General features: G+C 71.0%; 14 protein-coding genes. 8 read left to right on the top strand and 6 right to left on the bottom strand.

Annotation, left to right across the window (positions count from 1 at the left end; genetic code table 11):
• Nucleotides 1-10 precede the first annotated feature (10 nt).
• Complete coding sequence (locus V6S67_RS07390) at nt 11-1,561, top strand: MDR family MFS transporter (protein WP_334209621.1); 1,551 nt, start codon at nt 11-13, stop codon at nt 1,559-1,561.
• A gap of 58 nt (nt 1,562-1,619) precedes the next feature.
• Here the strand turns inward: V6S67_RS07390 and V6S67_RS07385 are convergent, their stop codons facing one another.
• On the bottom strand, nt 1,620-2,477 hold the full coding sequence (locus tag V6S67_RS07385; protein ID WP_334209620.1) for a Rieske (2Fe-2S) protein: 858 nt from the start codon (nt 2,475-2,477) through the stop codon (nt 1,620-1,622).
• A gap of 233 nt (nt 2,478-2,710) precedes the next feature.
• Here V6S67_RS07385 and V6S67_RS07380 point away from each other — a divergent pair, with 233 nt between their 5' ends.
• The 3 genes from V6S67_RS07380 to V6S67_RS07370 all read left to right on the top strand — a co-directional run bounded on the left by V6S67_RS07380 (nt 2,711) and on the right by V6S67_RS07370 (nt 5,346).
• Nucleotides 2,711-3,571 (top strand): pentapeptide repeat-containing protein, encoded by an 861-nt coding sequence (locus V6S67_RS07380; RefSeq protein ID WP_334209619.1) that lies wholly within the window; start codon nt 2,711-2,713, stop codon nt 3,569-3,571.
• A gap of 90 nt (nt 3,572-3,661) precedes the next feature.
• Nucleotides 3,662-4,573 carry a KPN_02809 family neutral zinc metallopeptidase gene (ypfJ, locus tag V6S67_RS07375; RefSeq protein WP_334209618.1) on the top strand — a complete coding sequence of 304 codons (912 nt, stop codon included), beginning with the start codon at nt 3,662-3,664 and terminating at the stop codon, nt 4,571-4,573.
• Nucleotides 4,574-4,584: 11 nt separating this feature from the next.
• Nucleotides 4,585-5,346 carry a glycosyltransferase gene (locus V6S67_RS07370; protein WP_334209617.1) on the top strand — a complete coding sequence of 254 codons (762 nt, stop codon included), beginning with the start codon at nt 4,585-4,587 and terminating at the stop codon, nt 5,344-5,346.
• On the opposite strand, the gene V6S67_RS07365 is transcribed toward V6S67_RS07370, so the two are convergent.
• From V6S67_RS07365 to V6S67_RS07345, 5 genes are all read right to left on the bottom strand, one after another.
• A complete protein-coding gene (locus V6S67_RS07365) occupies nt 5,343-5,966 on the bottom strand; it encodes a DNA alkylation repair protein (protein WP_334209616.1) in 624 nt (207 codons plus the stop codon). The two genes, V6S67_RS07370 and V6S67_RS07365, sit on opposite strands and share 4 nt — an antisense overlap.
• Complete coding sequence (locus V6S67_RS07360) at nt 5,966-6,706, bottom strand: hypothetical protein (RefSeq protein ID WP_334209615.1); 741 nt, start codon at nt 6,704-6,706, stop codon at nt 5,966-5,968. Before V6S67_RS07360 ends, V6S67_RS07365 begins: the two co-directional genes overlap by 1 nt.
• Entirely contained in the window at nt 6,703-7,623 is a 921-nt protein-coding gene (locus V6S67_RS07355) for an ABC transporter ATP-binding protein (protein ID WP_334209614.1), read from the bottom strand. Before V6S67_RS07355 ends, V6S67_RS07360 begins: the two co-directional genes overlap by 4 nt.
• 23 nt (nt 7,624-7,646) lie before the next feature.
• Nucleotides 7,647-8,015, bottom strand: a complete 369-nt coding sequence (locus V6S67_RS07350) for a GntR family transcriptional regulator (protein ID WP_334211555.1) — start codon at nt 8,013-8,015, stop codon at nt 7,647-7,649.
• 67 nt (nt 8,016-8,082) lie between these two features.
• On the bottom strand, nt 8,083-8,853 hold the full coding sequence (locus tag V6S67_RS07345; RefSeq protein WP_334211554.1) for a CPBP family intramembrane glutamic endopeptidase: 771 nt from the start codon (nt 8,851-8,853) through the stop codon (nt 8,083-8,085).
• A 257-nt stretch (nt 8,854-9,110) separates the two neighbouring features.
• Between V6S67_RS07345 and V6S67_RS07340 the strand changes: the two genes are divergently transcribed.
• From V6S67_RS07340 to V6S67_RS07325, 4 genes are all read left to right on the top strand, one after another.
• Nucleotides 9,111-9,998: a ribonuclease Z gene (locus V6S67_RS07340; RefSeq protein WP_334209613.1), complete on the top strand. Its 888-nt coding sequence runs from the start codon at nt 9,111-9,113 to the stop codon at nt 9,996-9,998.
• A gap of 104 nt (nt 9,999-10,102) precedes the next feature.
• Nucleotides 10,103-11,557, top strand: coding sequence for an MFS transporter (locus V6S67_RS07335; protein WP_334209612.1), 1,455 nt, complete (start codon nt 10,103-10,105; stop codon nt 11,555-11,557).
• The gene (locus V6S67_RS07330) at nt 11,554-12,045 is read left to right on the top strand and encodes a GNAT family N-acetyltransferase (RefSeq protein WP_334209611.1); all 492 of its coding nucleotides are present in this window, start codon (nt 11,554-11,556) and stop codon (nt 12,043-12,045) included. Before V6S67_RS07335 ends, V6S67_RS07330 begins: the two co-directional genes overlap by 4 nt.
• A gap of 149 nt (nt 12,046-12,194) precedes the next feature.
• Complete coding sequence (locus tag V6S67_RS07325; RefSeq protein ID WP_334209610.1) at nt 12,195-12,851, top strand: sigma-70 family RNA polymerase sigma factor; 657 nt, start codon at nt 12,195-12,197, stop codon at nt 12,849-12,851.
• Nucleotides 12,852-13,132 lie beyond the last annotated feature (281 nt).

Here is a 13,132-nt window from a genome sequence, read left to right as displayed (position 1 = left end):
CGGATCACCCATGGCCCAGAGCCCCCCGTCCCGCGTCTCCGACGCGCTCCCCCTCCCCGACCCCGTCGCACTGCCCGGCACGGCAGCGAAGCCCGACGCCGTCTCCCCCGCCTCCCCGCGGCCGGGCGGCGTCCAGGGCGCCCTGCCGGCCCGCGACAAGCTCGTCATCACGCTCCTGCTCATCTCCGCCTTCGTGGTGATCCTGAACGAGACCATCATGGGTGTCGCGATCCCCCGGCTCGTCGAGGACCTCGGCATCACCGTGGGGGCCGGCCAGTGGCTGAGCACCGCGTTCATGCTGACCATGGCCGTCGTGATCCCCGTGACCGGCTTCCTGCTCCAGCGCTTCAACACCCGCCCGGTCTTCATGGCCGCCATGGCCCTGTTCAGCCTCGGCACCCTGATCGCCGCGCTCGCACCCGGCTTTGGGGTCCTCGTGGTCGGCCGCGTGGTCCAGGCCAGCGGCACCGCGATCATGATGCCGCTGCTCATGACCACGGTCATGACCCTCGTGCCGCCGGCCTCGCGCGGCAAGATCATGGGCAACATCTCGATCGTCATCTCCGTGGCGCCCGCGCTCGGCCCCACCATCTCGGGAGCCATCCTCAGCGTGCTGGACTGGCGCTGGATGTTCTGGCTCGTCCTGCCCATCTCCCTCGCGGCCCTCGGCTTCGGGTCCGCGAAGATGCAGAACGTGACGACCCCGCGCAGGTCCGCGATCGACGTCGTGTCCGTCATCCTGTCCGCGTTCGCCTTCGGCGGCATCATCTACGGACTCAGCCAGCTGGGCGAGGCCTCGACCGGCAGCGCCGTGCCCGCATGGCTCCCGCTGGTCGTCGGCGTCGCCGCGCTCGGCCTCTTCGTCGCACGGCAGCTCGTGCTGCAGCGCCGGGACGCCGCGCTGCTCGACCTCCGCGTGTTCACCTCGCGGAACTTCACCATCTCCATCGTGGCGATCGCGGTGAGCATGATGGCCCTCTTCGGCACCATCATCCTGATCCCCATCTACGTGCAGACCGTGCTCGGGATGGACCCGCTGGTCTCCGGGCTCCTGCTCCTGCCCGGCGGCCTCGCGATGGGCCTGCTCGGTCCCGTGGTCGGACGCATCTACGACCGCCGGGGCCCCCGCGTGCTCCTGGTCCCGGGTGCCTTCCTGGTCAGCGCGGTGTTCTGGTCCATGACCCAGGTGACCGAGACCACGCCCGTGTGGCTGGTCCTCGTGGCGCACGTGCTCCTCAGCGTGGGCCTCGCGCTGATGTTCACCCCCCTGCTGACCTCGGCGCTCGGCTCGGTCGAGCCGCCCCTGTACTCCCACGGCAGCGCCGTGTTCGGCACCGCCCAGCAGCTGGCCGGTGCGGCCGGTACGGCCCTGTTCATCTCGGTGATGACCATCCAGAGCACCTCCCTGCTGGGAGAGGGCGTGGCCCAGGAGGCCGCCCTGGCGGGCGGGATCCGTTCGGCCTTCCTGTACGGCGCGGTGATCTTCCTGCTCGCCGTCGTCGCCTCGTTCTTCGTGCGCGCACCGCAGGTGACCGCGGACTCACCCGTCCCGGTGCACTAGCAGGTCCACGCATCGGGTCTCCTGGTGCACCGGGAGACCCGATGCACCTGGTGCCCGGTCAGGACACCGGCTGGCGCAGCTCGATGAAGCCGTCGGCCGTCACCCGGGTCTCGTAGACGGGCTGAGGCACGGCGGCGGGCCCGCGGTAGTTCTTGCCGTCGTCCAGCCGGAACATGCTCTGGTGCCACGGGCAGGTGATGCAGCCGTCCTCGATGGTGCCCTCCTCCAGGGGGCCGCCGAGGTGGTTGCAGACGCTGTCCATCGCGGTCAGCTTCCCCTCGTGCCGCAGCAGCAGGATCGGCACGCCGTCGGTGCGCACGGTGTGCCGTCCGCCCTCGACAACGTCGGTGTCCTTCGCGACGCGCGTCCAGTCCGTGGGGGCCTCGTGCCAGGCCGTGCGGTTGACGTTGACGCCGCTCGCGTAGCTCAGGTGCCCGCCCAGGAACGCGCTGAACAGCATCGAGCCCAGGCCCCCGAGGCCGAGCAGCACGCCGAGGGCACGCCGGTCCCTGGCCCGCGCGACGGCGGACGCGGTGTAGAGCAGCAGGGCGACGGAGTTCCCGGCGGCGTGCACGATCCCGACGCGCCGCTCCTTCTCCTGCGTGTCGGACCAGTCGTGCAGCCCCGTCATCGCCGTGGGGACGGCCGAGAGGATCCCGACGGTCACGAGGAGGTCGGCGGCCTTCCGGGTGTCCTTGCCGCCGGTGAGGTCGAGGAACGAGGCCATGCTCCAGGCGCCCGACGGGATGACGATGAGCATCGGGTGGAGGTGGTGCCCGATGGCGGTCCCGCTGAGCAGGTTCCGGATCGCCCGGGGGCGCACCGCCTTGGAGAGCGCAGCGGCGATCGGATCGGCGATCCTGTCCAGCGCCTTGGCCTGCTCGAGTCCGTCCAGCATCGCGTGCACGAGATTCATCCGTTGCTCCTTCAGATCGGGACGGCGTCTCGCCTGTCCAGGGTGACCGCGGTGCCGCCCGAACCCACCGTTACAGCAGGTGGCGGGGCTGACAACCGGACCCGATGCGAGGAGGTTCCGCTTGGCGCTGCCGGTGATCGGTGCGAGAATCCCGGGGTGGCGGGCGAGGCATGCCGGCTGCGCCGCCCCCGGACCGCCGACAGGTCCGCCCCCTGACGACGAGAGGAACGCCCGTGCCCGCCGTCCCCCTGCACCTCTCCGGCCACCCGGACATCGCCCTGACCGCCGACTGCGGCAACTGCTTCGCCCTCTGCTGCTCCGCGCTGGGCTTCGAGCGGTCCACTGACTTCGCCCACGACAAGCCGGCCGGACAGGCGTGCCGCAATCTCGCCGCGGACTTCTCCTGCACCATTCATGCCCGGCTGCGCGGCGAGGGCTACCGGGGCTGCACGGTCTTCGACTGCTTCGGCGCCGGCCAACACGTGGCCCAGGAGCTGTTCGACGGGCGGAGCTGGACGGCCCACCCGGAGGTACGCGGGCCGATGTTCGCGGCCTTCCCGATCGTCCGGCAGCTCCACGAGGTGCTGTGGTACCTCGACGAGGCCGGGCGTCTCAGCGGCGCGTCAGCCGCCGTCCCGCACGCCGTCGGCGCCGCCGTCGCGTCGCTGACCGAGGAGACCGTCGGGCTGACGCGGCTCGAGCCGGCGCAGCTCACCGCCGTCGACCTCACCGAACTGCGCGGACGGGTCGGCGAGGCGCTGAAGGACGTCAGCGTCTCCGTCCGGACGGCCGCCGGGGGCAGGGGGGTCCCCCGGCGTCTTGTCCCGGGTGCGGACCTCCTCGGCGCCGACCTCGCGGGGCGGGTGCTGCAGGGGGCGAACCTCCGGGGTGCCTACCTCATCGCCGCGGACCTGACGGGCGCGGACCTCCGGTGGGTGGACCTGCTGGGCGCCGACCTCCGGGACGCCCGGCTGCACGGCGCGGACCTCTCACGCGCACTCTTCCTCACCCCGATGCAGGTCGCCGCAGCCGCAGGTGACGGCCGCACCCGGCTGCCGGAGCGCATCGCCCCTCCTGCCCACTGGGGCGGGTGACAGGACGCACGACGGCAGCGATGCCGTGGCGGCAGGCTCCCCCGGCGGGTTGTGCCCCGGGGGAACGCTAAGTCGGCTTATGGTTGGTTCATGAGTTTCAACGACAACGCCCGGTTCGACCCGTCCCGCGTCAACGACCGGCGCGGACGCGGCCGGGGCGCCGCCGTGGGCGGTGGAGTGGGCGGCGGGCTGCTCCTGATCCTCTCGCTGATCTTCGGACCCGGGGTGGTGGACCAGCTCGGGCTCAGCGAGGGCACCGGAACCGGCGTCGGGCAGGAACAGGGCAGCGGCGCGGAACCGGCCATCAACGCGTGCCTGACCGGCGTCCAGGCCAACGAGCAGCTCGACTGCCGCATCCTCGGCACCGCGGAGAGCCTCGACAGCTTCTGGACGCCCTACCTGGAGCAGGTCGGCGTCGCCTACACCCAGCCCGGGGTCGTCCTGTTCACCGGGCAGACCGACACCGGCTGCGGCACGGCGACGAGCGCCGTGGGCCCGTTCTACTGCCCCACCGATGAGCAGACGTACTACGACACCGCGTTCTTCGACGAGCTCGTCACGCAGTTCGGGTCCTCCAGCGGTCCGCTGGCCCAGGAGTACGTTGTGGCCCACGAGTTCGGCCACCACATCCAGAACCTGATCGGCACGCTCGGCGCCGCACAGCAGGACCCGCAGGGCGCCGAGTCCGGCGGCGTGCGCGTCGAGCTGCAGGCCGACTGCTTCGCGGGCATGTGGGCGGCGCACGCCACATCGGTACCCGACCCGGAGTCCGGTGAGCCGTTCCTCCGGCCCTTCTCGGACGCCGACCTCTCGGACGCGCTGTCCGCGGCCTCCTCCGTGGGCGACGACCGCATCCAGGAGTCGGCGACCGGCCAGGTCAATCCCGAGGGGTGGACCCACGGCTCCAGCGCCCAGCGCCAGGCCTGGTTCTCGCAGGGATTCGAGACGGGCGATCTCCGCTCCTGCGACACGTTCGCCGCACGCGACCTCGACACCCCCTGAAGGATCTCCCCATGACCGACCGGCTCGCCGTCGTCGTCCCCGTCTTCAACGAACCCGACGTGGCGCGCACCCTCGAAGCGCTGCACCGGCAGCGGGACCGCGCCGGCCTGCACGTCTACGTGGTGGACAACGGCTCCACCGACGACACGGTCCAGCGGGTGCGGCGCTTCGCCGCCGCCCGGCCGGACCTCCGCGTCACGGTCCTCAGTGAGCTGCAGAAGGGCACCGGGGCGGCGAGCGACACCGGCGTCCGCAGGGCGATCGACGACGGCTACGCACTGATCGCCCGGACCGACGGCGACAGCGAGCCCGCGGAGGACTGGGCCGGCCGCATCCGCGTCCTGTTCGCGCGCCACCCGGGGGTGGCGCTGGTCGGCGGCACCAGCGTCCCGCTGCGCGACAGGCACTACCGCTGGGGCGACGACCTCCTCATGCCGGGCGCCCTGCGCCTGCTGCGGGTCCTGATCACGGTGAAGCATCTCGACGCCGCGTACCTCCGCTTCGTGGCGGGCCACAACATGGCCGTCCGGGCGTCGGCGTACCTCGAGACCGGCGGCTTCGAGCGGACCGCGATCGACACGCGCGACGAGGACATCGACTTCTCCGCCCGCGTGGCCCACCGCCTCGGTCGCGGCGCGGTCCTCATCGACCCGCGGCTCCGGGTCGCCACCTCGATGCGGCGCGTGCGGCGCTACGGGCTCAGCCTGATGGGCCTCCACCATCTCGTACCGGCCCTGCGGGGACGGCTCATCCGCACCATCGACGTCCGCTAGCCCGCTCCACTCGCGCGGACCAGGTCCACGGCCTCCTCGACGGCGGACACCCTGCCCTGCTGCGCGCCCGAGACGAGGCGGACGGTCCGGCGGAACGAGGGGTCGTCGCCCTCCCCCGCCCGGAACGCCGGCAGGTGCGCGAGGACCGCGGCACGGCGGAGCCAAGCGTCGTCCGCGGCCGCCCAGCGGTGCAGGACCGCCTGGGCGCGGGCCGCCTCGGGTCCCGGGAGGCGGAGGAGCAGCGGCCCCACCACGTCGACGGCGAGCGGGTCCACGAGCTCGGGCAGGTGCGCCGACCGGAGGAAGCCCTCGATCCGCGTGAGGTCCGAGGAGCGGAGCAGTCGCACGAAGGACTGCAGGAGCACGACGGCGGCCAGCCGCCGCTCGAACACGGGCCGCGACCACAGCTCGGACGCGAGGGCGGTGACGTCGTCGTGCCCCAGGTCCGGGTACCGCCGGGCGGCGTTGCGGACGGTGCCGCGCACGGCGCCCATCGAGGCGCCGTAGTACTCCAGGCGGTCGCCGTAGCGCCGTTCGAAGTCCTCCGCGCGCTCCCACGAGCTCTCGTACTGGAGGGACTCGTCGATGAAGCCGGCCGGCCCGTCTGTCTCCTCGAGCATCAGGCGGGCATCCTGCGCAACGTGAGGTAGGACCCGGCGGCGAGCAGCACACCCAGCAGGACGGCCCACAGGGTCAGTCCGAGCGCCCCGGCGTCGAGGATCCACTGCCAGACCTCCGGCCATGCCTGCTGCCGCGTCACGACTCCGACGGCGCCCACGAGCGCGAGGCCGATCCCGATCAGGACGATCGTCAGCACCGCCGTGCCGTACCGCTTGTAGATCGTGGCGAACCAGAATCCGATGACGAAGAACAGCATGGTGAGGACGAAGTAGGTGAGGCCCGCCGCGAGCGGACCGCCCTCCCACACCCAGTCGAGGTAGGCGAAGTAGCCGTTCATGCCGTAGCCCTTGGTGGCCTGTTCGACCAGCCCGAGCAGCACGAACACCAGCGACATCCCGAGTCCGCTCACCGCCGCGGCGGCGAGGGAGCCGAGGTAGAACTCCCGGCGCGTCAGGCTCATCGCCTGCGAGAAGGGGAAGGTCAGGGTCATGGCCTGGATGCCGACCACGAGGAAGTACCACAGCGGGGCCTGCGAACCCCCGCCGGTCTTGACCGCGCCGACTCCTGCGTTCTGGAGGATCCAGTAGATGAGCAGTGTCAGGACCCAGGCACCGGCGAGCACGAGGGCCGGCACCCAGAGGAACGTCTGGGTGTTGACGAACTGGAGGCGCACGACGTTCCGCGTTCGGTGGCGTCCCGCGGCAGCGCGGGTCCCGCCGGCGGATTCGAGGGTGGTCATCGGAGGCTTCCTTCCTGGGCGGCACCGGCGAACGCGTCCGGGCCGGGCGCTCTCTGCTGGGTCAGGCGGACGATGAGCTGCTGCAGGGAGACGGGCGCGAGATCGAGTCCCGCCGCGGTGAGCGCACCGCGCTCGGCGCCGTCGAGCCGGCCGAGGAACGTCACGGATGCCACGCGGCCGAGGCTCTCACGGTGGATGACCTCGCGGCCGCGCAGGGCCTGCTCCACGACGGCGGCGTCGCCGACCACGTTCGTGGCCTGTGCGCGGGCGTCCTCGGTGGACTCGTCCATGATGATGCGCCCCGCGTCGATCACGAGCACGCGCTCGATGAGGTTCGAGACCTCGTCGATGAGATGGCTGGACAGGAGCACCGTCCTCGGGTGCTCCGCGTAGTCGGTCAGCAGGCGATCGTAGAAGGTCTGGCGTGCGACGGCGTCGAGACCGAGGTACGGCTCGTCGAAGAAGGTGACCTCCGCGCGGGACGCCAGCCCGATGATGACGCCGACGGCGGAGAGCTGCCCGCGCGAGAGCTTCTTGATGGGGCGCTTCAGCGGCAGCTGGAACTCCTCCACCAGCTCGTCGGCGAGATCCTGGTCCCACCGGGGGAAGAACAGGCGGGCGGAGGCGAGGGCGTGGCGTGGTGAGGCGTCGTCCGGGTACTTCTGGCTCTCCCGCACGAAGCACATGCGGCTGAGGACGCGGGCGTTCTCGTAGGGGTCCTCACCGAACACGCGGACCTGTCCGCTCGTGGGGAGGTTCTGCGCGGTGAGGATCGACATCGCGGTGGTCTTGCCGGCCCCGTTGCGGCCCAGGAAGCCGTAGATGGTGTCCCGCTGGATGTCGAAACCGACGTCGTCGAGGGCGAGGACGTCCCTGTAGCGTTTCGTGAGGTTCCGGGCCTCGATGACTGTGTCCATGGTGTCCTTCGATTCGATAGACCTTAAGGGGTCGCCGGCTCGGCGCCGGCGCGGATGAGGGCCGCGACGTCGTCGGGTGCGAGCCCGATCCTGCGCGCCTCGACGAGGAGGGGGTGCACGTAGCGCAGCGCGAAGTCGCTGCGGCGCTCCTCGAGCAGCAGCTCGCGGGCGCCGGCCGCGACGAACATCCCGATCCCCCGGCGCTTGTAGAGCACACCCTTGTCCACGAGCATGTTCACGCCCTTCGCCGCGGTGGCGGGGTTGATGCGGTGGAAGGCCGCGAGTTCGTTGGTGGACGGCGCCTGCGCCTCCTCGGTCAGGGTGCCGTCCACGATCGAGTCCTCGACCTGTTCGGCGATCTGCACGAACAGGGGCTTGCCTTCCTCGACCACCGTGGTCTCCATCTCTACTGGTTAGCTACTCAACCAGTGAACCCCTTCAGTAGCAGCCGGTCAAGGGTCAGTAGAGGAAGATGTCCACCCAGGCGCGGTGGTGGGCGTGGATGAGCACGAGGAAGAGGACGAAGTCGAACAGGAGGTGCACGCAGACGATGTAGGAGAGGGAGCGGGTCCGGGTGAAGATGAAGGCCTGCAGCAGCGCGAAGGGGAAGATGAACAGCGGCGCCCATGCGTGGAAGCCCAGCTCCCACAGGAAGGACGTGAACAGCACCGCCTGCAGGACGTTGGCCTGTGCCATGGGCAGGTGGCGGCGCAGGAGCGCGAACACCGTGCAGATGAAGAACAGCTCGTCCCAGATCCCGAGCCCGTTCGTGCCGATGAACAGGCGGACGATCTCGTCGGGCTCGGACGCCGCGGGCCAGTTCGTGTAGACGCCGGTGCGCAGCATGTAGACCGGCAGCAGGGCGTACCCGATGATCACCACGACCGGCAGGTACCACTTCTCGGTGCGCGTCCACGGGATGCCCGTCCGCACCGGGAAGGCGATGGCGTGGTCGCGGTAGGCGAAGCGTGAGACCGCGTAGGGCACGCCGACCGCGAGGATCATCGCCGTGCCCATGACCGCCATGTGCTCCGGGCTGATGTCGGTGGTGATGGGGACCAGGCTCATGACCGTGAGGCCGAAGGCGATGAGCAGCAGGTCCCGGAACAGCGCCCGGTCGACCACCACCGCCGCCGCGAGCGCCACCACGAGGAGGCAGTAGCCGATCACCGGCTGGTGCAGGACGAACAGGACGGGACCCGCGACCGACACCAGGGCGGCCGGGACCAGTGCCGGCGACGGCGTCGCCCATCGGCCCTGCTTCCAGGCCGCCTGCCGCGTCGCCTCCGGTCCGGGTGCCGGCGGCAGGGTTCGTCGATCCACCCGATCACGCTCCTGGTCACGTGTGCACTCCCCCGGCCGCGCCGGGGAATGCTCCCCATTGTTTCGCCTGCCGTGCGGTCGGTCCACCGTGTCCCGCCTGCAGGCCGCCGCACGGCGCCACGGGAGGGCCCGGGCGGGGTGCGGCGGGGTGCGAGACTGGAGCCATGCGTGAGCTCGTCATCCTCGGCACCGCGTCGCAGGTGCCCACCCGGACCCGCAACCACAACGGCTACTTCCTCCGCTGGGAACGGGAGGGGATCCTGTTCGACCCCGGCGAGGGCACGCAGCGGCAGATGCTCCTGGCCGGCGTCCCGGCGTCGAGGATCACACGGATCTGCCTGACGCATGTCCACGGTGACCACTGCTTCGGCCTGCCCGGCGTGCTGTCCCGCATGGTGCTCGACGGCGTCGCCCACCCCGTGCACCTGCACTACCCGGCGTCCGGCGAGACCGTGGTGCGGGCCCTGGTGGGTCTCGCGACGCCCGGACTGGACCTGCACCTGCACCCCCACGGCGCGGCGGGCGCGATCGCACCGGAGATCGAGGTGGAGCCGCTCCGCCACCGGATCGAGGCGTACGGCTACCGGGTCACCGAACCCGACGGCCGCTCCTTCATCCCCGAGCGGCTCACCGCCGCCGGCATCACCGGACCCGATGTCGGCCGCCTGCAGCGCGAGGGCTCCCTCCGCGGGGTCCGGCTGGAGGACGTGAGCGAGCACCGCGCAGGTCGGCGCTTCGCGTTCGTCATGGACACGGCCGTGTGCGACGGCGCCTCGGCGCTCGCGGACGGGGCCGACCTCCTGGTCTCGGAGTCCACGTTCAGCGACGACGACGCCGACCTCGCCGAACGGTACCGGCACCTCACGGCGGGCCAGGCGGGCGCGATGGCCGCGACCGGCGGCGCGGGGACCCTCGTGCTCACGCACTTCTCGTCCCGGTACGACGACGTCGGCGTGCTCGCCGCCCAGGCCCGCGCCACGGCCGGGCCCGTGGACGTGGTCGCTGCTGCCGATCTGGACCATGTCCCGTTCCCGCGGCGCCGCGGACGCTGAGGAGGCAGCGACGCCGGAGGGCCACGCGAGTCCCCATCGTCGCTGCGGCGGTCCGGGGTCGGAAGTCCTTCCGGCCGGCGGGGGTTCTCAGTACACTGATCGGCATGACCGGGCAGGAACCGCCCACGCCCTCCACCGCTGCGGCCTCCCGTAGCGGCCCTGATGTCGCGGAGGGGCCCTCCGGTGCCGCCGACCCGCTCGGCGACCGCGACGCCACCGACGGCTCGGTCCGCACTCCGGAGCAGCGGTCCCGGACCTTCGCCGGCATCCTCGTGAACACCGCGCTCGCCAACATCACCACCAGCTACCTCTGGTTCGCCCTGACGTTCTGGGTGTACCTCGAGACGCGCAACGTCATCGCCACGGGCGTGGTGGGCGGTGCGTACATGCTCCTGATCGCCCTCTCCAGCATCAGCTTCGGCACCTTCGTGGACCGCTTCCGCAAACTGGCCGTGATGCGGTTCGCCGCCGGCTTCACGCTGGTGATGTTCCTGCTGGCGGGTGGCATGTTCCTGGTGACGCCCACCGCGTGGCTGCTGGACCTGACGCAGCCGTGGTTCTGGGTGTTCACGCTGGTCGTCCTGATCGGCGCGGTCGTGGAGAACATGCGCAACATCGCGTTGTCCACCACCGTCACCATCCTCATCGAGCCCGATCGGCGGGCCAACGCCAACGGGCTCGTGGGCATGGTGCAGGGGCTGATGTTCATCGTCACCTCCGTGCTCTCCGGGCTCTCGGTCGGCCTGCTGGGGATGGGCTGGACCATCGCCGTCGCCGTCGTCCTCACCGCCCTGACCGCCCTCCACCTGCTCACCCTGCGCATGCCCGAGGAGGTCCACGTCGCCGCGAGCGACGCCCACGGCGGGTTCGACCTCCGCGGGTCCTTCGCCGCCGTGCTGGTCATCCCCGGGCTGTTCGCCCTGATCCTGTTCTCCACGTTCAACAACTTCGTGGGCGGCGTCTACATGGCGCTCATGGACCCCTACGGCCTGGAGCTGTTCTCCGTGGAGATGTGGGGCACGCTGTTCGCGGTCGGGGCCACGGGGTTCATCGTGGGCGGGGCGCTGATCGGCAAGTTCGGGCTCGGGTCCAATCCGCTGCGGACCATGCTCCTGGCGGTGATCGCGATGGGGGTGCTCGGGGCTGTGTTCACCCTCCGGGAGTGGGGCTGGCTGTACATCGCCGGGATCTGGGCGTACCTGGTCCTGATCCCCTTCATCGAGGCCGCCGAGCAGACGGTCATCCAGCAGACGGTCCCGCTCGAGCGGCAGGGCCGCGTCTTCGGCTTCGCCATGGCGTTCGAGTCCGCGGCAGCACCGGTCACCGCGTTCGTCATCGCGCCGATCGCCCAGTTCTGGATCATCCCCTACGCGCGGTCGGCCGAGGGAGCCGCCGCGCTCGCCCCGCTGCTGGGCGAGGGCACGTCCCGCGGGATCGCCCTGGTGTTCCTGGTCGCCGGGATCATCATGATCCTGGCCGCGGTGGCTGCGTTCTTCACGCCGGTCTACCGCCAGGTGTCGGCGTCGTACGCGCGCGCCGCCGCGAGCCTGACGCAATGATTGCCCTGCCGGCCGGAGTCCCCGAACCGCGGGTGCGGACGGCGGTGCAGGGCGACGCCGACGTGGCCGGTGCGCTCCTGTACGCCTTCAACACCGAATTCGAGTCCCCGACCCCGACCGCGCAGCTGCTCGGCGAGCGCTTCCGCCGGTTGCTCGCACGGCCCGACGTCGTCGTGGTCCTCGCTGAGGACGAGGCCGGCGACGCGACCGGCTTCGCCCTCCTCACACTGCGCCCCACGCCCTACTACGACGGACCCCTCGCGCAGCTCGAGGAGTTGTACGTCCGGCCGGGCCTGCGCGATCAGGGTATCGGCACGGTGCTGCTGACCGCGTCGATCGACCGCGTGCGGTCCCGGGGTGTCGGGGAGATGCACATCAACGTGGACGAGATCGACGTCGACACCCGGCGCTTCTACGAGCGCCACGGGTTCGTCAACATCGAGCCCGGCACCGGCTACCGGATGCTCTGCTACCTCCGGGAGTTCTGAGCGAGCCGCCCGTTCGCGTTCTCCTCCTGTTGCCGATGGGCCTGCACGTGGTTGGCTGTCCTTAGGTTACTTAGCAATCAGCTGATCGAGACCGCCCCGTGTCCTCGACTGCTGGTTGACGCCGATGGTGGCCAGAAGGTCTCAAGCCCATGCGTACCGCTCCGACGCCGCTTCCCGTGCTGCCCACATCCTCACCCGTCGCCCCTCCTCGCACCGCTCCGCCCGGTCCGCCCGGTCCGCCCGGTCCGCCCGGTCCGGTGGATCAGGTCGAGGCGCTGATCCTGCGTGTCGGACAGGGCGATGGGTGTGCGTTCGAGCATCTCTACCGGCAGACGTCCCACCGCATCTTCGGGCTCGTCCGCAGGATCGTCGTCGATGCCGAGCTGAGTGCGGAGACGACACAGGACGTGTTCCTCGCCCTGTGGCAGGGCGGGGCGGCGCGTTTCGACCCCTCCCGGGGTACCGGGATGTCCTGGCTGATGACCCTCGCGCATCGGCGTGCCATCGACAAGGTCCGGTCCGAGGAATCCCACCGCAGCAGGACTCTCCGGTGGGGGATCAGGAACCAGGACGTCGACTACGATCAGGTTGCCGATACGGTGCTTCATCGACTCGAAGCGGGCGCTGTGCACACGAGCCTGGCGTGCCTGTCCGTCGTGCAGCGCGAGGCCATCCACCTCGCGTACTTCGCAGGAATGACCTATGCCGAGGTCGCGGGACACCTGGACATCCCCGTCCCGACGGCCAAGACCCGCATCCGGGACGGTATCAGGCGGCTGAGGGCCTCCGTCCTCGACGCTGCCTGAAAGGGCCCACGGGGATCCCTCCAGTTCGCGCCGCCCGTAGGTCGTCAGCGGGACCGGCGCTTCGCTGCCAGACGTGCTGCACCGGAGGGCGGTTCCGCGGTGCGTCGGGGACGGGCCACGGCGACCAGGTCAGGACGTCCGGCCTGGTCCTTGCCGGCTACGGCTCCGCACGGCGCCGGGCTGCAGGGCTACAGTTGGAGCCACCCGCCGGACGTCCACGGACCGGTCCTCATCCAGCCACCACGCATCCGTCGCCCGCCCCTCAGTCGTCGTCACAGGAG

Origin of the sequence: Arthrobacter sp. Soc17.1.1.1, from assembly GCF_036867195.1 — a bacterium.
Lineage (GTDB): Bacteria > Actinomycetota > Actinomycetes > Actinomycetales > Micrococcaceae > Arthrobacter_D.
The sequence above is the reverse complement of the archived record's forward strand: the minus strand, read 5'-3'. Positions and strand labels throughout refer to the sequence as shown.